General features: G+C 40.1%; 18 protein-coding genes and 1 pseudogene. 14 read left to right on the top strand and 5 right to left on the bottom strand.

Going from position 1 to position 20,328, the window contains the following annotated elements; genetic code table 11:
* Positions 1 to 57: 57 nt before the first annotated feature.
* Positions 58 to 981, bottom strand: a complete 924-nt coding sequence (locus ACYQ0H_RS03240; protein WP_459811406.1) for an AEC family transporter — start codon at positions 979 to 981, stop codon at positions 58 to 60.
* A 254-nt stretch (positions 982 to 1,235) separates the two neighbouring features.
* Here ACYQ0H_RS03240 and ACYQ0H_RS03235 point away from each other — a divergent pair, with 254 nt between their 5' ends.
* Positions 1,236 to 2,609 carry a hemolysin family protein gene (locus ACYQ0H_RS03235; RefSeq protein WP_459811405.1) on the top strand — a complete coding sequence of 458 codons (1,374 nt, stop codon included), beginning with the start codon at positions 1,236 to 1,238 and terminating at the stop codon, positions 2,607 to 2,609.
* Between the two features lie 48 nt (positions 2,610 to 2,657).
* Positions 2,658 to 4,010 (top strand): transglutaminase domain-containing protein, encoded by a 1,353-nt coding sequence (locus tag ACYQ0H_RS03230; RefSeq protein ID WP_459811404.1) that lies wholly within the window; start codon positions 2,658 to 2,660, stop codon positions 4,008 to 4,010.
* A 49-nt stretch (positions 4,011 to 4,059) separates the two neighbouring features.
* Here the strand turns inward: ACYQ0H_RS03230 and thiT are convergent, their stop codons facing one another.
* Positions 4,060 to 4,626, bottom strand: coding sequence for an energy-coupled thiamine transporter ThiT (gene thiT / locus ACYQ0H_RS03225; RefSeq protein ID WP_459811403.1), 567 nt, complete (start codon positions 4,624 to 4,626; stop codon positions 4,060 to 4,062).
* A gap of 484 nt (positions 4,627 to 5,110) precedes the next feature.
* Between thiT and fucO the strand changes: the two genes are divergently transcribed.
* From fucO to ACYQ0H_RS03190, 7 genes and pseudogenes are all read left to right on the top strand, one after another.
* Positions 5,111 to 6,259: a lactaldehyde reductase gene (gene fucO / locus ACYQ0H_RS03220; protein WP_459811402.1), complete on the top strand. Its 1,149-nt coding sequence runs from the start codon at positions 5,111 to 5,113 to the stop codon at positions 6,257 to 6,259.
* 173 nt (positions 6,260 to 6,432) lie between these two features.
* Positions 6,433 to 7,752: a phosphoadenosine phosphosulfate reductase gene (locus tag ACYQ0H_RS03215; protein WP_459811401.1), complete on the top strand. Its 1,320-nt coding sequence runs from the start codon at positions 6,433 to 6,435 to the stop codon at positions 7,750 to 7,752.
* Positions 7,752 to 8,309, top strand: a complete 558-nt coding sequence (locus tag ACYQ0H_RS03210) for an IbrB-like domain-containing protein (protein WP_459811400.1) — start codon at positions 7,752 to 7,754, stop codon at positions 8,307 to 8,309. Before ACYQ0H_RS03215 ends, ACYQ0H_RS03210 begins: the two co-directional genes overlap by 1 nt.
* Positions 8,310 to 8,533: 224 nt before the next feature.
* Positions 8,534 to 9,391, top strand: coding sequence for a pyridoxamine kinase (locus tag ACYQ0H_RS03205; RefSeq protein WP_459811399.1), 858 nt, complete (start codon positions 8,534 to 8,536; stop codon positions 9,389 to 9,391).
* A gap of 178 nt (positions 9,392 to 9,569) precedes the next feature.
* A pseudogene (locus ACYQ0H_RS03200) lies at positions 9,570 to 9,902 on the top strand (GNAT family N-acetyltransferase); the annotation flags it as partial.
* 13 nt (positions 9,903 to 9,915) lie between these two features.
* On the top strand, positions 9,916 to 10,419 hold the full coding sequence (locus tag ACYQ0H_RS03195) for a tRNA (cytidine(34)-2'-O)-methyltransferase (protein WP_459811398.1): 504 nt from the start codon (positions 9,916 to 9,918) through the stop codon (positions 10,417 to 10,419).
* Between the two features lie 69 nt (positions 10,420 to 10,488).
* Complete coding sequence (locus ACYQ0H_RS03190) at positions 10,489 to 11,364, top strand: DegV family protein (RefSeq protein WP_459811397.1); 876 nt, start codon at positions 10,489 to 10,491, stop codon at positions 11,362 to 11,364.
* Between the two features lie 45 nt (positions 11,365 to 11,409).
* Here the strand turns inward: ACYQ0H_RS03190 and ACYQ0H_RS03185 are convergent, their stop codons facing one another.
* Entirely contained in the window at positions 11,410 to 11,694 is a 285-nt protein-coding gene (locus ACYQ0H_RS03185; protein WP_459811396.1) for a hypothetical protein, read from the bottom strand.
* A gap of 272 nt (positions 11,695 to 11,966) precedes the next feature.
* Complete coding sequence (locus ACYQ0H_RS03180) at positions 11,967 to 13,523, bottom strand: cohesin domain-containing protein (RefSeq protein ID WP_459811395.1); 1,557 nt, start codon at positions 13,521 to 13,523, stop codon at positions 11,967 to 11,969.
* A 404-nt stretch (positions 13,524 to 13,927) separates the two neighbouring features.
* Between ACYQ0H_RS03180 and ACYQ0H_RS03175 the strand changes: the two genes are divergently transcribed.
* The gene (locus tag ACYQ0H_RS03175; RefSeq protein ID WP_459811394.1) at positions 13,928 to 15,694 is read left to right on the top strand and encodes an SH3 domain-containing protein; all 1,767 of its coding nucleotides are present in this window, start codon (positions 13,928 to 13,930) and stop codon (positions 15,692 to 15,694) included.
* 43 nt (positions 15,695 to 15,737) lie between these two features.
* Here ACYQ0H_RS03175 and ACYQ0H_RS03170 read toward each other — a convergent pair whose 3' ends face one another.
* Complete coding sequence (locus ACYQ0H_RS03170; protein WP_459811393.1) at positions 15,738 to 15,911, bottom strand: hypothetical protein; 174 nt, start codon at positions 15,909 to 15,911, stop codon at positions 15,738 to 15,740.
* Between the two features lie 483 nt (positions 15,912 to 16,394).
* Between ACYQ0H_RS03170 and leuC the strand changes: the two genes are divergently transcribed.
* The 4 genes from leuC to ACYQ0H_RS03150 all read left to right on the top strand — a co-directional run bounded on the left by leuC (position 16,395) and on the right by ACYQ0H_RS03150 (position 19,982).
* The gene (gene leuC, locus ACYQ0H_RS03165) at positions 16,395 to 17,660 is read left to right on the top strand and encodes a 3-isopropylmalate dehydratase large subunit (RefSeq protein WP_459811392.1); all 1,266 of its coding nucleotides are present in this window, start codon (positions 16,395 to 16,397) and stop codon (positions 17,658 to 17,660) included.
* A 178-nt stretch (positions 17,661 to 17,838) separates the two neighbouring features.
* Positions 17,839 to 18,225 carry a hypothetical protein gene (locus ACYQ0H_RS03160; protein ID WP_459811391.1) on the top strand — a complete coding sequence of 129 codons (387 nt, stop codon included), beginning with the start codon at positions 17,839 to 17,841 and terminating at the stop codon, positions 18,223 to 18,225.
* 29 nt (positions 18,226 to 18,254) lie between these two features.
* Complete coding sequence (gene leuD, locus ACYQ0H_RS03155) at positions 18,255 to 18,734, top strand: 3-isopropylmalate dehydratase small subunit (RefSeq protein WP_459811390.1); 480 nt, start codon at positions 18,255 to 18,257, stop codon at positions 18,732 to 18,734.
* A gap of 177 nt (positions 18,735 to 18,911) precedes the next feature.
* Positions 18,912 to 19,982 carry a branched-chain amino acid aminotransferase gene (locus ACYQ0H_RS03150; RefSeq protein ID WP_459811389.1) on the top strand — a complete coding sequence of 357 codons (1,071 nt, stop codon included), beginning with the start codon at positions 18,912 to 18,914 and terminating at the stop codon, positions 19,980 to 19,982.
* Positions 19,983 to 20,328: the final 346 nt, after the last annotated feature.

Genomic DNA, 20,328 nt, shown 5'->3' with positions numbered 1-20,328 from the left:
AATAATAAACCGCAGCCTTATAAAAAGGCTGCGGTTTTTGCAATTCTGTTAAGCGCGTCAAAGCAGCATTCCGGCGCCTGCGACCAGAAGAGGCAGGGTTATACAGGAAAGCAGAGTGGTGGCAGTAAATATCTCTGAGCATTTCTGCGGATCTTTATCAAGGGTTACTGCGAACATTGTGCCCATTGTAGCGGCGGGACACCCTGCGGCAACCAATATAGTCATTTTTACGGTATCCGGCGCAGGAAAAAGGTTTATTATGAGAAATACAGCTGCCGGAATAAATATAAGCTTCAGAAAGCTTATATAATAAATTTTCATATCCTTCAAGCTCTTTATAATATTAGTCTGAGCGGCGGTAGCTCCGGCAATAAGCATTGCGAGGGGCGTATTCATATCTGATATATATTTCATAGCCTGAGAAGGAACTTCGGGCAGTCTTAGCTGTAACAGATAGCATACCAGTCCGATAATAACAGCAATTACAGACGGAGATTTCAAGGCTTTGGCAAATGATGAAAAGTCTTTTTCACCTTTCATAAGCATAAGTCCGTGAGTCCATACCAGCAGATTAAAAAAGGTAAGGTATGCTGTAAGATAAAGAACGCCCTCAGAGCCGTACAGGCTGTTTATAAGCGGGATACATATAAATGCACAGTTTGAATAGATAACAGAAAATCGCTCGATTGAGCAGGCATTTTTGTTTTTTGATCTTATAAGAAACTGAGCGGCAATTATTGAAAATACAAAGGAAAGCGCCGACAGTATAAATGCCCATAATAGACCGTTCAGCAGGCGTTCGTCATAGTCAGCCTGATATGATATAAATATAAGGACGGGATTTACTATAGTCAGAGCAATGCGGGAAAGCTGCTTCGTACCGTCTTTTGTTATAATACCTTTTACATAACAGAGTGCTCCCAGAATAAGTATCAGGAACATTATAAAAATTCTTTCGCCTACGATAATACCGTATTCCATTGTATCAGTCCTTTCATTCTGTAAGTTTATTTTACAGCATAGTTATGAATATTTTTGCTTACGGAGTTTTGCTCAGGAAAAATTCAGAGATTTATACATTTTACACTGAATCGGTCATACGTTCAAAAAGCAATTTGCACAATAAAATATAAAGGCGCTTCCGTTTAAGTAAATGTTCTATTGACAAATGCCCCGATAATGGTGTACAATTACTTTAATATCAAATGTTTTTAACGAAAGGGTAGATATTTATTATGGACGATGTCGGGCGATTGTGGCAGGGAGTTTTTATCTGCGCTGTTATAGTCTTTGTTATGGGCTTTTTTACCGCCTGTGAAAACGCTCTTATTGAAATGAATGATTCCAGAGCCAAAAAGCTTACCGAGGAGCATAAAAGGGGAAAAATACTGAAAAAGCTGCTTGATAAGCCTAACAGGCTTGTTATGTCAAATCTGGTTTCAAGATCGATAATGACTATTGTAATGTCGGCGGCGGCTACAGTTTATTTTTTTGCCCCGCTGCGAAGCTCTCTGCTTGAATTATTTAATATTGAGGCTGATAAATCTGTCCCTTATTATGCGGTAGGACTGCTCTCATTTTTTATTATAATATGCCTTCTGGCCGCGGCTATTACGGTTTTCGGAATGATCCTGCCGAAAAGGCTTTGTACCGGCGGTAAGATAACAGAGAACTTTGTAATGAAGACCTGTATGCTGTACCGTTTGTTTCTTATGCTGTTTTTGCCTCTTGAGTTTCTTGTTTCAGCTTTTACTTCGGCTGTTCTCAGATTATTCGGAATAAAGGAATCCTCGGGCGGCGAATCGGTTACCGAAGAAGAGATCCTTATGATGGTAGACGCTGTAAATGAAACCGGAGGGATCGAGGAGACTCAGGCGGAAATGATAAGCAATATATTTGAGTTCGACGATCTGGAGGTTCATGAAATCATGACTCACAGAACCGAGGTTGTAGGAGTAGAAATAAATGCTTCTATAAGAGAAGCGGTCAAGCTTGTAATTGACGAGGGTTTTTCCCGTATACCTGTTTATGAAGAAAATATTGACAATATCTGCGGAGTAGTATTTGCCAAGGATCTTTTGAGAGTAGTATATGAGGGGAATGCCGATAACAGTTTTGTTAAAGAATATATGAGGGAAATAAAATATATACCCGAGAGCAACAGCTGCGGAGAGCTGTTTGAGTATTTTACTTCTCAGAAAAATCAGATAGCCGTAGTAGTTGACGAATACGGCGGTACGGCCGGAATTGTAACTATGGAGGATATACTTGAATCTATTGTCGGCAATATACAGGACGAGTATGACGACGAGGAAGAAGAAATACAGGAGATTACACCAAATACTTTTGATATTTTGGGAAAAGCTGATCCTAAGGAGGCTTTAGAGCTTATGGGCGCCGAGCTTCCGAAGGGAAGCGATTATGATACTATGAGCGGATTTGCTACTGATATGCTGGGGTATATTCCCGGTGATGGAGAAACTCCGACTTTTGAATGGCAGAATATTGTATTTACGGTTATAAGGGTAAGCGATAAGCGTATAGAAAAGATCCGTGCAGCAATAAAAAGAGATAAAATTGCCGGCGTCAGTGAGTCTGATAAGACATAGGATCATAAGCTTGCAGAAATTCAATGGAACTGGAAACGGAGAAAAAAGGTGTCAAGATCAGAATTTAACGTCGGTACAGCAAATGAAGCCGGTCTATGCCTGAAAAAAGATAAATTGATTTGTGCTGCGGCAGCGGTCATACTTGCTTTTACAGTATCGTCGTGTTCAATAAAAGGAAGTTATCAAAAAGAAAGCCTGACAGATTCACAGCGATCTTCAGGAAGTATAACTCTGCCGGCGCAGTCAGAGAAGTCAGATCCTAAGGGGCAGCCGTCCGTTAAGACTGAAATAATAACCGGAACCGAGCCGGAAAGCAGCCGTACTGATAATACCGAAATTCAGCCTAAGCTGTCAGCGTCCGCAGAATACTATCTTGAAAATTCCGATGAGAAAATACGCCGATGCTACTATGAGATATACAGCGGACTTATAAGCTATACCGAGGAAATAGATATAACCGACGGAGTTATATCATCCGACAGATTTGACGGATTTATGTCGCTTGTAATTTGTACGTCGCCTGAAATAAACCAACTGGATTCCGATTACAGTATGATAGTTGACAGGGATAATTATGTAAAAGGTCTGAAGGTATCATATGTAAAGAGCGCAGAGGAGGGCGGAAGTGAGCTTTTGCAGCTAAAATCGGAGGTAGAAAGTATTTGCCTGCAAGCTGAAAATATGGACGATCACGAAAAGCTGAAGTATTTTCATGACAGGATAATACTGAATTGTGATTACAGCGACGAAAGCGTTAATTCATATTCAGCATACGGGTGTCTTATCGAGGGTAAGGCAGTGTGTGAGGGCTACTCAAAGGCTATGCTTATGCTTTGCGAGAGATCTGGTATATTGTGTATCCCCGTTTTCGGAAGCTCTGTCAGCGACGGCACAGATACGCCTCATATGTGGAACAAGGTACTGATAAATAAAAACTGGTACAATATAGACGTAACTTGGGACGATCCTATAACAAGTCTTGGAAGCGATTATATAAGATATGATTATTTCAATATAAATGACGATTTCTGTTCGGCAGATCATAAGGCAGAAGAATCTGAGTATATGAAATATCCTTCCGCTGATTCAGACAAAGAAAATTATTATGTAAGATCAGGTCTTTTGATTAATGGTATTGATTCTGCATACATAGTTTTTGAGAAAGCGGCAGTTCAGTCAATGAAAAACCATGAAAGATATATAAGGATAAAATGTACTTCGGATAATGTATATGCTGAGGTCTACAGTGTTATCTTCGGGGGTGGAACACAAAACGGAAGCATATTTGATATTCTGAAAAGCGCAGCAGAAAAAACCGGTTCTGATGTATCATTTAATTCATATTCTTTGATACAGAATGAAAAGATGAATACCTTTACTGTAATTTTAAATCAGGAATAAAAACTGCCGCAGGATTTTGCTGCGGCGGCTTTATTTTGCTCAGAGTTTTTTAGCTTTGTCCGCCAGTCAGCAATTTTCCTGTCTGAGGAGCTTTAAACAGAATAACTGCTCCTATCAGTGTAAATACTAGCTCAGGCAGCATATAAGAGCCATTGTAGCAGAAAGAATACAGATATATATTCCAGCCATCAGGACACCAGGTTCCGAAAAACACAGAACCGCTTATGAAATGACATAAAAACCTTAGAATCAGTGCAAGGGTTATTCCGCCTATAATTCCGGCAGTTCCGCTTCGCCTGAAAATACCTGATAACCCCAGCAGGGTAAAGGGAAGCAGGAAATCAAACACAAGACAGCCTGTCCATATTTTTACGGTCATTCCAAAGGTCATAAGTTCTCCGAGTCCCATTCCAAGCTGTATCAATGCGAAAACAAAGGCTGAAAAAAGTCCCCATTTTACTCCGTATCTGATAGATAGAATACATATCGGAAGCATACTTAACGGAGTTACTGCACCTCCCAGCGGAAGCTCAAATACCTTTATCATGCTTAAAACAGCCGCCATACCAAGCATTACCGCACTAAGTACAAGTCTTTGGATCCTTTTGCTTTTCATATAATATAGTCCTTTCTGTATATAAACAAAACCGTATTGACAAGAAAGCGCCCTAAACGAAACGTTACGGCGCGATATTCGTTAAGCAGATACACTTTGAATCCCTGCGTCGGCATTATCCAGATCAGGTTTCGGGTCAAGACGATAAGCCGTCTGCTTTCAGTTCCAAAATTCTGCATAGCTCTTCGGACAACTGCGGCCTACGCTTTCGTCTTATTCAGCTACTGAAAATAATATCACTACTGTCGAGCAGCTCAGCGGCAGTCGTATTTATTTTCAGCTTATTTTAAGAAAATATGTTTACCTGAAATAACACAGTAATTATTGATAAAAGCTTTTTATTTACGGCTCAAAATATCTTGCATATAATTATCACATAATTTTCTTGTATATTTCAACAAAACACCTTGACATTTGTGCATAATTATTGTATAATAAGTACACAGATTAATTACTGATAGCAGACAGAAAGGAATGTATATTAATGACAAATAGAATGATTTTGAATGAAACGTCATATTTCGGTGCCGGAGCAGTTTCGGAGATCGTAACCGAAGCAAAGAAGAGGGATTTTAAAAAGGCTCTTGTTATTACAGATAAGGATCTTATAAAGTTCAATGTTGCAAAAAAAGTAACTGATATACTGGACGAAAATGGTATGGCATATGATATTTTTTCAGATGTCAAGGCCAATCCGACTGTAGCCGTAGTAAAAAAAGGTGTTGAAGTTTTCAGGAGATCCGGAGCAGATTACATAATAGCTATCGGAGGAGGATCCTCTATAGATACGGCAAAGGCTGTAGGTATCATAACTGCTAATCCCGAATATTCCGATGTAATATCGCTTGAAGGAGCGATAGATACTAAGAATCCCTGTGTTCCGATCATAGCGGTTCCCACTACTGCCGGAACTGCCGCGGAGGTAACTATTAATTATGTTATTACCGACGAGGAGAAAAAGCGTAAGTTTGTCTGTGTTGATCCTCACGATATTCCTATTGTCGCTGTTATCGACAGCGCTATGATGTCGTCGATGCCAAAGGGACTAACAGCTTCAACAGGCATGGACGCTCTTACTCATGCTATAGAGGGCTATACGACAAAGGGAGCATGGGAGCTTACTGATATGCTGCATCTAAAGGCAATTGAGATCATCAGCCGTTCTCTGAGAGCCGCCTGCGATAACGACCCTATCGGACGGGAGGATATGGCTTTAGGTCAGTATGTTGCCGGAATGGGTTTTTCAAATGTAGGACTTGGAGTAGTACACGGAATGGCGCACCCTCTGGGGGCGTTCTATGATACTCCTCACGGAATCGCAAATGCAGTTCTTCTGCCGTATGTAATGGAATATAACGCTCAGTACACAGGAGATAAATTCAAGTATATCGCTGAAGCAATGGACGTTGATACGTCTGGAATGAGCGAGGAGGAATACAGAAAGGCGGCTGTAGACGCTGTAAGAAAGCTTTCAAATGACGTTGGCATACCTGAGAAGCTTCATGAGATAGGGGTAAAGGAGGAGGATCTTCCTGCTCTTGCACAATCTGCTTTTGACGATGTCTGCACAGGAGGCAATCCAAGAGAATGTACTGTAGAATCTATTCTTGAGATTTATAAAACTGCATTTTAAAATAATTTAAAATTAACGCCGGAGCTGTTTTGGTTTCGGCGTTTTTTGTTTGATTTTTACATACTGATGCGTTTAAAATATGCTTTCTTGTGTAATAATTGCTATAATATGTAGAATAAACTTGAAATATGTCAAAAAATATAGTATAATTATACAGCAAGGCGGTGATAAGTTTGATAAAAAATTATCTGGACATTAATGTGTATGAAGCATTCCTTAATCGTATGGAGTATATTTTTCAGGAGTTTGACAATATTTATGTTTCCTTCAGCGGAGGTAAGGACAGCGGACTTTTGCTTAATCTTATTCTTGACTATATCAGAAAGAATAATATAAAGAAAAAGATAGGCTTATTTCATCAGGATTTTGAAGCTCAGTATTCATATACTACTCAATATATTTCCGAAACCTTTGAAAAAAACCTGGATCTTGTCGAGCCGTACTGGGTATGTCTTCCTATGGCGACCAGAACCGCTCTCAGCAGCTATGAAATGTACTGGTATCCGTGGGACGATAATAAAAGGGACTTATGGGTCAGGAAAATGCCTGATAAGCCTTATGTTATAAACCTTGACAATAATCCGTTTTATTACTATAAATATAAAATGCATCAGGAAAGCCTTGCAAAGCAGTTCGGAAGGTGGTACAGGGATATACACGGAGGCGGAAAAACCATATGTCTTCTCGGAATAAGAGCTTCTGAATCCCTCCAGAGGTACAGCGGTATTGTAAATAAAAAGTACGGCTATAACGGAATGTGTTGGATAACCAAAACCTTTAAGGACGTATGGTGCGGTTCTCCGCTTTACGATTGGGGTGTAAACGATGTCTGGGCCGCTAACTATAAATTCGGTTATTATTACAATCATCTTTATGATCTTTACTATAAGGCCGGTCTTACTCCGGAGCAAATGCGTGTAGCTTCACCGTTTAACGATTACGCAAAGGACAGCCTGAATTTATACAGAGTGCTTGAGCCGGAAATATGGGTAAAGCTTCTCGGAAGAGTAAGGGGAGTTAACTTTGCATCAATATACGGAAGATCTTCTGCAATGGCTTACAGAGGTATTAAGCTTCCCGAGGGGCATACCTGGAGATCGTATACGGATTTTCTGCTCTGCACTCTTCCGAAAAGCCTGAGCAAGGAATATACGGATAAGTTCAGGACGTCAATAAGGTTCTGGCATGAAACCGGAGGAGGTCTTTCAGAGGAAACGATACAGGAGCTTCTGGAGCATGGTTATAATATTGAGCGAAACGGCGTGTCCAATTATACTCTGAATAAAAAATCAAGAGTCGTTTTTGTAGGAAAGATCCCTGATGATACTGACGATATACTCAGTACAAGAGATATACCGAGCTGGAAAAGAATGTGTATGTGTATTCTGAAGAATGACCATTTATGCAGAACTATGGGCTTCGGAGAAACAAAGAAGTATAAGGTCAAGATAGAGAAAATAAGAGAGAAGTACAAAAGTCTGGAGGAGATATAATGGAATTAAAAAGTCCCGTTTATGGTGTAAGGCCGATTCCGATAGAAAAGATCGTTCCTAATACATATAATCCGAATACAGTTGCGCCTCCTGAGCTTGATCTGCTTTATGACAGTATTAAGGAGGACGGCTATACAATGCCGATCGTCTGCTATTATTCAAAAAAGGACGACACTTATATAATCGTTGACGGTTTTCACAGGTATCGGGTAATGCTGGAACATGATGATATATACAAACGTGAAAAGGGTCTGCTTCCGGTATCGGTCATAAATAAGACGATCGATCACCGTATGGCAAGCACTATCCGTCATAACCGGGCGAGAGGTTCTCATGATGTCGATCTTATGAGCAATATCGTTAAGGAGCTTCATGAGCTGGGAAGATCCGACGCCTGGATCGCAAGACATTTAGGAATGGATAAGGACGAAATACTGAGATTGAAGCAGATCACAGGTCTTGCCGCATTGTTTAAGGATGTAAGTTTCGGAAAGGCATGGATACCGGAGGAAGAGGGAGAGTTTGAAGAGGAAACTGAGCCTGTAAATGAAGCTTAGAAAAAGCGCTGAATTTATTGTTTGTTTTTACAGATCAAAATTTATAATAACCTATTGAAAATAAGTGCGGAATATGCTATAATATTTAATACATTGGCTGAAAGCTGTTTTTAATGCAGTTAATTTATTAAAGCTTGATGTGTTTTTATTTTTAACAACAGATCGAAACGGAGGCGTGCTGGCTCGTACTGGATCTCATAATTCGGTGCGTGTAAAGCGAAAGTATGACAGGACCGAAAAGAGTTGCGGCGATACATGATATTTCCGGGATAGGAAGATGCTCTCTTACTGTGATAATTCCCGTTTTGTCTGCTATGGGAGTACAGGTCTGCCCTGTTCCTACAGCAGTGCTTTCGGCTCATACCGGCTACGGTGAATTTGTAATGAGGGATCTTACCGATTATATTTCACCTGCTCTGGAGCATTATAAAAAGCTTGGCACTGAATTTGACTGCATCTACAGCGGATTTCTTGCTTCAAGCGAACAGATAGACCATTGTCTTGATTTTTTTTCAAGTTATCCCTCTGCGCTGAAGGTCGTTGATCCCGTTATGGGCGACGGAGGAAAATGCTATGCGACCTATACAAAAAATTTGTGCGACCGAATGAGCGAGCTTGTGGCTGTTGCAGATATAATAACACCTAATTTGACGGAAGCGGCAATACTTCTCGGAGAGGAATATCCGTCTGCACCGCTTAGAAGCAGTGAAGCCAAATCGTGGCTTGCAAGGCTTTCCGAGCTTGGCCCTGATACAGTGGTCATAACCAGCGTTCCTATTGCTGAGGGAGGAATTGCAACTATTGGCTATGATAAAAAGCGCAGCAGCTTTTGGAAGATCATAAACGATTATGTTCCCATAAGCTATTCCGGCAGCGGAGATATGTTTGCAAGCGTGCTTATAGGAGGAATACTCAGGGGCGACAGTCTGCCTATAGCCATGAATAGGGCGACCTCGTTTACTCAGCTGGCTATTAAAACAACCTACAGCTACGGTACTAAGTGGACGGACGGAATTATGCTTGAGCCGCAGCTGCCGTGGCTGACAGGCTATCAGGAGCTTTCTGATTATACAAACCTTTAGAGCGATACCGAGGCGTTGATAGCTTTATTGAAAAATTCAAGAGGTGTTTTTAATAATATATTTGTACGCTTGTCTGATAAAAATAATATAGAAGATATAGTAGCTTTAAGATATGAAATGCTTCGGGTTGTGAAAAAATAACAGCACACTTGAGTATTCAGAGCAATTTTGTGACGATACAAGAAATTACTTCAAAAACGGCGAGCATTATACTGCCATTGCTTTTGTTGATGAAAACGCCGTCGGCTGCGCTACAATGAGAATGATTTATGTAATGCACACCAACGACCATCCGTTTGGCAAGCGCGGACATCTGATGAATGTTTATGTTAAGCCTGAATACCGCAGGCAGGGTATTGCTGAGAAAATGGTCAGGCTGCTGATTGATAAAATGAAGGAGCTTCGTGTATCTAATATAACGTTGGATTCAACCCAAAGCGGCAGACCGCTTTATGAAAAGCTTGGGTTTATTCATTCAGACGCATATATGGAAATGAATATTGATTATTGAAAGAGAAAATATTATGCATAAATTAAATCTGGTTCTGGTTGAACCGCAGATTCCTCAGAACACGGGGAATATTTCCCGTACCTGCGCCGTTACCGGAGCGGCTCTTCACCTTGTAAAACCTTACGGATTTGAAATTACTGACAGGCAGCTGAAACGGGCAGGTCTTGATTACTGGGATAAGCTTGAAATTTATCAGTATAATAATATTACAGAGTTTTTTGAAAAGAATAACGGTGAGTATTATTTTTTTACTACCAAAGGAAAAAAGGTTCACAGCGATATCAGTTATCCTGCCGGTAAAGCTGTTTATATAATTTTCGGCAGGGAGGATAAGGGTCTGCCGGAAAAGCTTCTTGCAGAGAATTATGAACGCTGTGTAAGAATACCTATGAGAAATGAGCTGAGAAGTCTTAATCTTTCAAATTCTGCTGCCATTGCCTGCTACGAGGTGCTTCGCCAGTGGGATTATCCGGATCTGGAACGTGAAGGAAAGCTTAGGGATTATTTAATTAAATAGCAAAAGTCTATTGCTGAATTTTAAATGCCGCGAAAGGAGGTACGCTCTTTAAACAGAGCGTGAAAGCTAATGGCGAAAATAAAACTTTTAACCGATTCCGCTTGTGATATTACCAAAGAACAGGAGGAAGCCTTTGATATTCAGGTCGTACCTTTCAAGGTAGCTATGGGAGATAAAAGCTATACCAGCCGCGTTGATTTTGATAATGAAAAATTTTACAGAATGATGGACGAATACGACGGTCTTCCTGTAACCTCGCAGATCACTGTATTTGAATATGAGGAGATATTTGAAAAGCTTTTTGCAGACGGTTATACCGATATTATTAACGTTACTATAAACAGTGAGGGAAGCGCAACCTACGGCAATGCTGTTATGGCGGCTGAAAATTTATTTGCAGCTCATCCGGAGCTTAAAAAAAGCTGCCGAATATTCAATATCGACAGTCAGGGCTATACCGGAGGCTATGGATTTCCGCTGCTTCAGGCTGCTGCTAAAATCAAAAGAGGCTGTTCTGCTGAAGAGGCTGTCAGCTATATTCAGGATTGGGTAGAAAACTGCGTTATCTTCTTTGCTCCTTATTCGCTGAAATATGCTAAGAAATCCGGAAGGATCCCGTCAGCGGCGGCATTTGTCGGCGAGGTAATGGGTCTTAGACCTATAATGAGGATACACGATCATAAGATTATAACCGAAAGCAAGGTGAGGGGAGATAAGGCAATCGTTCCGAAGATCGTTGAGCTTTGCTCTGATGAGATAATACCTCAGACTCCTTACTGCGTAGTTTACGGAAATGATGAAAGCGTACGTGATGAGATCTCAAAGGCTCTAACAAAGAAGCTTGGTTATCCGCCTTCTGAGTATTTTCAGATCGGAGCGGCAATAGCAATTAATGCAGGACCTAAGGTTTCCGGAGTTATTTTTAAGGGTAAACCGGTCAAATAATCATAAGAAAAGCGAAAGGCGTCTCGGTTATACCGGGGCGCTGTATTAATTTTCCTCGCTGCTATCGTTAAGCAGTAGAGCTTCAATAATAAAGTTTACGCCGAATCTTACTCCCGCTGTCCACGACCCGTCCGATTCAGCTGTCAGCATTTCGCCCAGCAGATTGTCGATTTTCTGCTGCTGCTGTTTATCTGCTCTGCAATCTGACAGAATTTTGAATATTTCAGAATAAGCGTTCTGATATTTTTTGTTCTTTTTCAGTACGCCGTTTATTTCGTCGTCAAAATTGTATACAAGCTTTTGCAGTGAAGTAATATTAACACCTCCCATTAATCAAGTCTGGCGTTTTGTAACGCATTGCATTAATATCCAAGGAATTATTTTTATAAACAGTTATTTTATGTAGATATTATATATTATATGTCGAAAAATGTCAATGAAATGATATAATATTATCTCAGCTTTGGAATTATACACAAAATTTGTGAAATGTGTAAGGTACCATTTAGTGATTTAGAAATAAAATTGTCCGATGAATTTACGGCTGAGGCCAATAATGTATAAAAAAACGCCGGAAATATCGTTCCGGCGTTTTTGCTGTATTAATCTTCTTTTTTATGAACTCGGTTGAATATTATTACGAATAGTGACCAAAGAATTTCTGCGGCGCACAACGCAGTAATTATTATTCTTATCGGTTCAGCGGCTGAACCCGTAGAGGGATTGCTGTCTGATGACGCTGAATCGGAATCTTTTTCTGCTTCCTGAGCAGCGTGATCAACTGCGTTTTCTACTGCTTCATTATTTGATTCCTGCTGAGCTATGCTTGAAGTGCTGCTGTTCGTTTTTTCGGCTTCGCTGCTGACAGCAGAGTCCTCTCCTATGCTGCTGCTGTCAGAGCTTGTACCGTTTTTATCTGTGTTGGAATCTGTATCTGTCTTACTATTACTGCTGTCTGAACTGTCGGAGTCTGAACTCTCAGTTTCTGAATTATCAGAAGCCTTTACAGGAACGACTTCTATGGAATCAATAGCAAATTCGGAATTTTCCTTAAGATAGTAAAGCTGAACGAAAACGTTGCCCGAAATAGAATTAGGATCTATATTTTCAGCTGTCCAGGTGTCTGAACCGGTTTCATGTGTTATATTTCCGGTGGACTGCCAGCTGTTGTTTACAAGCATTCCTATTCCGCCGTTTACGCTTCCGTTTGTAGATATGTTAACTTTAATATTATATAGCTGTGAGTAATCCTTTATGTAGTCTGAAAGACTGAATGAATAACTTACGGCTTCTTCTGAATTGAAATCCTTATCATCGGTCTTGTATGTATAAATAGGCTCGGTTTTCTCATTTTCCTGTGAAGATACAGACACAGATTCATCCGGCTTTGTAACAACAGGAACTGTGGTGGTTGTTTGCGGCTTTACGGAGGATACCGAGGTGACTGTCTGGGGCTTTGAAGAAGTTTCTTTGCTTGCAGTTGAAGCAGCTGTAGTTGCTGCGGTAGTTTTAACAGTTGTTGTGGTCTTTTGTGTAGTAGTTTTTACTGTAGTGGTCGTCTTGGCTTCCGTAGTAGTTTTTGAAACGGAGGAAGATACTGTGGTAACAGTTGTTGTTTCTGTCGGCCCGCTGACCGTAAGCGGAGATTTATCGGTAGGAGCGGAATATGAAGAATTTACATAGCCTGAACCGTTAGAAGAAACCATTGTTTCAATATCTGTCCAGAAATTTATCTTTCCGCTAGCTCCGCTTTTAACAGTAAAGGTTGCGAGGGCAATATCTGTTTTTGAGGTAATATTTGTACTTGACAGGTTTGCACCTACGATCTTGACCGTTCCCTCAGAAGAAACGTAATTGGTAATTACTGAAAATTTACTTCCGACATTATATGCTGAGTCCATTTCAGATTCGGAGGGAACATAAACGTCTACCTTATCGGCGTCGTAATGCAGATTGATCGTAAAGCCGGCAGCCCCGGTATCGTTAGGTATGTATCCGACTGTTACGTTTATTCTTTCGCCTGCTTTTGCAGTGTTCTTGTCGGCAGTCAGGGTTATCTCATTTGTAGCTGACGCTGAAGTGACCGTTGAAAGTATCGAAGTTATCATCAGTGCAGCAGTTGCGATTGAAAGTGCAATCTTATTTACCCTCAGGTTCATTTTATACCCTCCTGTTATTTTAATTCCGTAATCTTGACTGTATTAATTAAATCTTAACAAAAAATAAAGTGTACCGAATTTTGAACATCATTTCAAAAGGTTACATTTAGTATATGAATTATAGCACAGCTATCTTAAAATAGTCAATAGTCAAAATGTCGAAAAAACGGCGATATTTTTAGGTATTTTGCGAGCCACATTATATTTCACTAAATATATGCAGCAGGTAAGGTTACAAAACACAATATATGCTGTAATTGAATTGTAATATTTGATAAAAGAACGTTTATTTGTACTTGTAAATATTTTTTGAATAAAAAAACGGTTGACAAAAAAGATTTTCCTGCCTTATAATATAAAATAAACCGATATATTCAGACAATATATTTAATGAGGGAAGAAAAATGACTTTTAATAAATACTTTTTTGCCGTAGCGGCAGTTTTTGTAATATCAATCTTAAGTTCTTTTTTTACAGTAAGTGCGGCTCAGACAGGAAAATGCACTGCTGACGCTTTAAATATCCGTTTCGGAGCAGGAACTTCATACTCTAAAACAGGAATGCTGTATTACGGAGATACCGTTACTGTTGAAAGCACAGTTAAAGGCTCTGACGGCTCAGAGTGGTATAAGATAAGTTATTCTAAGTCCGGATCTGAAAAAAGCGGTTATGTATCCTCGGAGTATATTTCTGTTTCAGGTTCGCAGCAGGTAGGTTCGTCAGATAAGGATTTTGAAAGCTATCTTGATAAGCAGGGCTTTCCTGAAAGCTATAAGCCTGCGTTAAGAGAACTTCACAGTAAATATCCCAATTGGGTCTTTACAGCACAGCAGCTTGAAATGACTTGGGATAAAGCTCTTAAAGAAGAAAATGTTCTGGGACGAAACCTTGTACACAGCTCAGCATTAGCGTCCTGGAAGTCAATGGAGAAAGGAGCATATGATTTTGAGAATAACCAGTGGTACGGACTGGACGGTTCTTGGGTGGCGGCTTCTAAAGAAATAATAGCTTATTATATGGATCCGAGAAACTTCTTGGACGATACCTATATATTTATGTTCGAGAATCTTTCATATAATAAGGATATACATAATATCGGCGGAGTAAAGGCTATTCTGTCAGATACGTTCATGAGCGGCAGTTATACCTGTCCCGATACAAAAAAGACGTATTCCTATGCGCAGACTTTTATGGACGCAGCGGAAAAGTCGGGAGTATCTCCGTATCATCTTGCTTCAAGATGCAGGAATGAGCAGGGAGTAAACGGCGCTCCTCAGTCGCTGGGTACGGTAAAGGGCTATGAAAATTATTTTAATTTTTTTGATATTCAGGCTTATGCGACGTCGACTATGACTGCGGCGGAAATGGGCTGCAAGTACGCCAAGACTAAAAATCCGACCTATCTTCTGCCTTGGACTAATCAGTATAAGTCTATTATAGGCGGTTCTGTTTTTCTGGGAACAGGATATATTACCAAAGAACAGGACACCCTTTACCTTCAGAAATTTGACGTAGTAGACGGAGGAAACGGCTATTATTATCACCAGTATATGACCTGCGTTTTCGGACAGGCTAATGAGGCTGTTTCACTAAAAAATGCTTATTCGGACGATGTTCTCAATTCTAAGCTCGAATTTAAGATACCTGTTTACAAGGAAATGCCTGATACAGTATTTACAAAGCCGGTTAGCAGCGGAGATAATAACAATCTTCTGAAATCGCTCAGTATATCGGGTCAGAAGGTTACGCCTTCGTTTGATAAATATACCCAGTCTTATAAGCTTACAGTAGATAACAATATTTCGTCAGTAACGGTAAATGCGACGGCTTTAAGTAAGAAGGCGAAGATTTCGGGAACAGGGAATAAAAGCCTGAAAATAGGCAAGAATACACTGAATATCAATGTAACTGCAGCAAGCGGAGCTGTCAGAACCTATAAGATAACCGTTACCCGAAAGGAGGCTTCAAAAGGGCTTCAGCTCGGCGACGTTGACGGCGATAAATCTATCACGGTAGTTGACGCGCTTACGGTACTGAAATACAATGCAGGAAGTATTGATCTTACCGCAGAACAGAAAAAGCGAGCCGATGTTGATTCAAACGGCAAAGCCGACGTTGTCGATGCACTGATAATATTAAAGTACGTTTCCGGTAAGATAACAGACTTCTGATATAAGTTATGTAGCCGCAGACCGCAGTTCTGCGGCTTCAGCTTTATTTCATCATCATATTGATGCCTTCAACCATATCGCCGATAGCGTGAATAGCTTTTCCGGCGTTGGACTTTAAGCGGCGTTTTTCCCTTGAAGTCGCATTTGCAACAGCATAGGTTATAGCTCCGGCAGTAAGTCCGATTGAAACTCCTTTAGCAATTGAACTGATTTTCATTTTTTTCGCTCCTTTCATAAAGGCGGTTTGTTCCGCTGTTATTATTTTTTGAAACGAAGCGTAATTAATTCAAGGATAGTTATGCTGTATTTATTCTCAAAATTAAGGCAGAATAAACAAAGTATATGAATAAGTATTAAGCGTTTTGTATGAATTTTACAAGAACTTTGATGTCAGATTTGTTGCATTTAGTTTCATATTTTATAAGATTATAAGAGCAAAATCTTCTGAAACCAATGTATGCGCGGTATTGTGGAGGCAGTGTAAAAACTAAAATGGTTATGTAAGCTAATATCCTTATAATTCAAACGTTATATATAAATATTATTCATATTTAATATAACTTTTATGTATTTACATGCACTCAATGGGTGTGTTATAATAATAATATGTTAAGCGTTATAAGCTGTAAATTTTTAAACCAATTAATCATTGCGGTTTTGAAAATTCAAGCTTTTAAATAGAGAAGGGAGTAAGAAATATATGGGTATGACTATGACGCAGAAGGTTCTTGCCGCTCATGCCGGTCTTGACGAGGTCAAGGCTGGACAGCTTATCATGGCTGATTTGGATCTTGTGCTTGGAAACGATGTAACTTCGCCTGTTGCTATCAACGAGTTTAATAAGGCGGGCTTCGATTCAATTTTTGATACCGAAAAAGTAACGATGGTAATGGATCATTTTACACCTAACAAGGATATAAAAGCTGCCGGACAGTGTAAGCAGTGCAGGGATTTCTGCGGCGAATATAAGATAAAGAATTTTTTTGATGTAGGCGATATGGGTATTGAACACGCGCTGCTTCCTGAAAAAGGGCTTGTCGCTCCTGGCGACTGCGTAATCGGCGCAGACTCCCATACCTGTACATACGGAGCTCTTGGGGCATTTTCCACAGGTATCGGTTCTACGGATATGTGTGCAGGAATGGCAAAAGGAAAAACATGGTTCAAAGTTCCGTCAGCTATTAAATTTAATATAACCGGAAAGCTTCCGAAATATTCAGCTGCAAAGGATGTTATTCTTCATATTATCGGTATGATAGGAGTAGACGGAGCTCTTTACAAGTCTATGGAATTTTCCGGAGATGGACTTAAAAACCTTACTATGGAAGACAGGCTTTGTATGGCTAATATGGCGATCGAGGCGGGAGCTAAAAACGGTATTTTTGCCGTTGACGAGATAACGCTTGATTATATAAAGGATAAAGTCAGCAGGGATTACAAGGTATATGAAGCAGATCCCGACGCCGAGTATGATGCAGTATACGATATTTGTCTGGACGATATTAAGCCGACTGTTGCGTTCCCTCATCTTCCTGAGAACGCCAGAACTTTTGATATGATCGGCAATGTAAAGATTGATCAGGTAGTTATCGGTTCATGTACCAACGGCAGAATAGAGGATATGAGATGTGCCGCTGAAATACTCAGAGGCAGAAGAATTGCAGATAATGTAAGGTGTATAGTTATTCCCGCAACTCAGAAGGTATATCTTCAGGCTATGCAGGAGGGACTGCTTGAAATTTTCATTAATGCAGGCTGTGCCGTTTCAACTCCTACCTGCGGACCTTGCCTTGGCGGACATATGGGTATACTCGCTAAGGGAGAAAGAGCAGTTGCAACTACCAACAGAAACTTTGTCGGAAGAATGGGTCACCCCGAATCCGAGGTTTATCTGGCATCTCCTTATGTTGCGGCGGCTTCGGCGGTAACGGGAAGAATATCTCAGCCGTCGGAGATAATCGGCTGAGAAGCTGAAGAAAAAGCGATGGTAAAATAGTTTTTAAAGAAAATTTTAGAGGGAATTTTCCGGGGGCAGCTGAATGGTCGGAAAAGCTCGGGATTAAATTCTGAGATAAAGCGTTCTGATCATTTGTTATTTGATTAATGAATCAATTGGGGCACTAATTATTTAGGAGGATTCATAAATGAAAAATTACATTCGTGAAATATTCTGGGATATTATCCTAAGTATCATTACAAAAAAATACGGTACTTCTCTGAATGACGATCAGAGAGAGGATAAGGCGGATGAAATGGTAGAGCAGCTTCGCGCAGAAAATAATTTTACCGTTGAGATGACTCAGGCTTTGCTTGACAAAAAGGGAATGAATAGTTTCTATACCTCAAATATTAAGGGTCAGCCTGTATACGGAATAGTAAAAGAGGGAATGTTCCATAAAGTAAAAACCTGTTATTTTATCTCAAGGAATAAGGACGAGATCACTCCTCAGTATCTTGAGCAGGTTTACGAGGAACTAAGGAAGCAGGCTATGGGAGAGAATATCTTTAATTCTCCGGATTATAAAAACTGATCACATATCGGAAAGGCAGGTTCAATTTAATGAATGCACACGGCAGAGTACATAAATACGGGGATAACGTTGATACAGACGTTATTATTCCGGCAAGGTATCTGAATACTACCGACCATAAGGAGCTTGCTGCTCACTGCATGGAGGATATAGATACTGAATTTGTAAATAAAGTGAATAAAGGCGATATTATTGTTGCACAGGCTAACTTCGGCTGCGGTTCTTCAAGGGAACACGCTCCTATCGCAATCAAGGCAAGTGGAATTTCCTGCGTTATCGCCAAGACATTTGCAAGAATTTTTTATAGAAATTCAATAAATATAGGTCTTCCTATTATAGAGTGTCCCGAGGCTGCGGAAAAGATCAGTGACGGCGACGAGGTGAAAATTGATTTTGAAAGCGGAGTTATTACAAATATAACAAAGAACGAAACCTATCAGGGGCAGGCTTTTCCTGAATTTCTTATCAATATTATAAACAGCAGCGGCCTGCTTAATTCCCTGAAATAAAACCAATATGAACGGCAGTGTCACTAAGAACACTGCCGTTTATTTTGCAGGTCGGTAATTATGATTATTCATTGATATGTCAAAAGCTATGTCAAAAAAATTGTCTTAACTACTTGAAAATTATATTAAAGTGTATTATAATTAAGTTGAACAAAAATTATGAAAGAAGGATTTTGTATGTTGGATATTAAAATCGAGCGTACCTCTGCTCCTAAGGAAAAGCCGGCTGATGAAACAAAGCTCGGCTTCGGGCATATTTTTACAGATCATATGTTTATTATGAATTACGATACGGGTATGGGATGGCATGATGCAAGGATAGTTCCCTACGGAGAAATATCTCTTTTCCCCGCCGCAATGTGTCTTCATTACGGACAGGAGATCTTTGAAGGACTGAAGGCATATCGTACTGCTGACGGAAGCGTTCAGCTTTTCAGACCTGACGAGAACTTCAAGAGAATGAATGTATCGGCTGAAAGAATGGTTATTCCGAAAATAAACGAGCAGGATTGTCTTGACGGACTTATGGCTCTGCTTAATATAGAGAAGGATTGGGTCCCTCATACTGAGGGAGCGTCTCTTTACATAAGGCCGTTTATTATCTCAACAGATCCGTATGTAGGAGTAAAGCCGGCCGACCATTATATGTTTATGATAATCCTTTCTCCGTCGGGAGCGTATTATTCAACAGGATTAAATCCGGTTAAGATATATGTTGAAAACAAATATGTTAGAGCGGTAAGAGGCGGAACAGGCTTTGCAAAAACGGCTGCAAATTATGCGATCTCTCTTGCCGGTCAGGACGAGGCACATAAGCAGGATTATGAGCAGGTTCTCTGGCTTGACGGCGTTGAAAGAAAGTACGTTGAAGAAGTAGGCTCTATGAACATATTCTTTGTTATCGACGGTGAGGTTATTACACCCGAGCTTACCGGTTCGGTTCTTCCGGGTATTACAAGAAAATCAGCTATCGAAGTTTGCAGAGACAGGGGTTATAAGGTAACCGAAAGAAGAATATCTATTCAGGAGATTGCCGACGCCTATGATAACGGAAAGCTTGACGAGGTATTTGGAACAGGTACTGCCGCCGTTATCTCGCCTGTAGGACATCTGAAATGGGGCGATAAGATAATGGAGATCAACGATAATAAAATCGGTCCTGTTTCACAGATGCTTTACGATACTATGACTGGTATTCAATGGGGAAAGGTAAATGACAAGTACGGCTGGATCGTTCCTGTAAAGTAAATATAACAAAAGCATTTTAAAATATGAGCCGGTACTCAGTAATTAGTATCGGCTTTATTTTATGCAAAAGAAGAACGGCTTCCGTTTTTAACATCGGAAGCCGTTTTGAAGTCAGACCTTTTTGCGGCAGAAGCCAAAAACATAGAACAGCCAAACGGCCGTTACAGAAACTGCACAAATCGTTCCTGCAAACTCACTATCGAAGGCAAATGCACACATACAAACCAAGGCTGCGTTAATTAAAAGAGCTGCAAATAATGAAATAGAAGCCTTTTTGATTTTAAAATTCAAGCGAAGATCATTTCCTTTCTTAAATTAAGCAGATCATTTCTGCTATGTATAAAAC

This window comes from Hominimerdicola intestinalis, assembly GCF_054655215.1.
The sequence above is the reverse complement of the archived record's forward strand: the minus strand, read 5'-3'. Positions and strand labels throughout refer to the sequence as shown.

Bases quoted from the DNA above. Each gene is read 5' to 3' on its own strand.
- ACYQ0H_RS03240 (WP_459811406.1), bottom strand. From the start codon at position 981: ATGGAATACGGTATTATCGTAGGCGAAAGAATTTTTATAATGTTCCTG.
- ACYQ0H_RS03235 (WP_459811405.1), top strand. From the start codon at position 1,236: ATGGACGATGTCGGGCGATTGTGGCAGGGAGTTTTTATCTGCGCTGTT.
- thiT (WP_459811403.1), bottom strand. From the start codon at position 4,626: ATGAAAAGCAAAAGGATCCAAAGACTTGTACTTAGTGCGGTAATGCTT.
- fucO (WP_459811402.1), top strand. From the start codon at position 5,111: ATGACAAATAGAATGATTTTGAATGAAACGTCATATTTCGGTGCCGGA.
- ACYQ0H_RS03210 (WP_459811400.1), top strand. From the start codon at position 7,752: ATGGAATTAAAAAGTCCCGTTTATGGTGTAAGGCCGATTCCGATAGAA.
- ACYQ0H_RS03205 (WP_459811399.1), top strand. From the start codon at position 8,534: ATGACAGGACCGAAAAGAGTTGCGGCGATACATGATATTTCCGGGATA.
- ACYQ0H_RS03195 (WP_459811398.1), top strand. From the start codon at position 9,916: ATGCATAAATTAAATCTGGTTCTGGTTGAACCGCAGATTCCTCAGAAC.
- ACYQ0H_RS03190 (WP_459811397.1), top strand. From the start codon at position 10,489: ATGGCGAAAATAAAACTTTTAACCGATTCCGCTTGTGATATTACCAAA.
- ACYQ0H_RS03185 (WP_459811396.1), bottom strand. From the start codon at position 11,694: ATGGGAGGTGTTAATATTACTTCACTGCAAAAGCTTGTATACAATTTT.
- ACYQ0H_RS03180 (WP_459811395.1), bottom strand. From the start codon at position 13,523: ATGAACCTGAGGGTAAATAAGATTGCACTTTCAATCGCAACTGCTGCA.
- ACYQ0H_RS03175 (WP_459811394.1), top strand. From the start codon at position 13,928: ATGACTTTTAATAAATACTTTTTTGCCGTAGCGGCAGTTTTTGTAATA.
- ACYQ0H_RS03170 (WP_459811393.1), bottom strand. From the start codon at position 15,911: ATGAAAATCAGTTCAATTGCTAAAGGAGTTTCAATCGGACTTACTGCC.
- leuC (WP_459811392.1), top strand. From the start codon at position 16,395: ATGGGTATGACTATGACGCAGAAGGTTCTTGCCGCTCATGCCGGTCTT.
- ACYQ0H_RS03160 (WP_459811391.1), top strand. From the start codon at position 17,839: ATGAAAAATTACATTCGTGAAATATTCTGGGATATTATCCTAAGTATC.
- leuD (WP_459811390.1), top strand. From the start codon at position 18,255: ATGAATGCACACGGCAGAGTACATAAATACGGGGATAACGTTGATACA.
- ACYQ0H_RS03150 (WP_459811389.1), top strand. From the start codon at position 18,912: ATGTTGGATATTAAAATCGAGCGTACCTCTGCTCCTAAGGAAAAGCCG.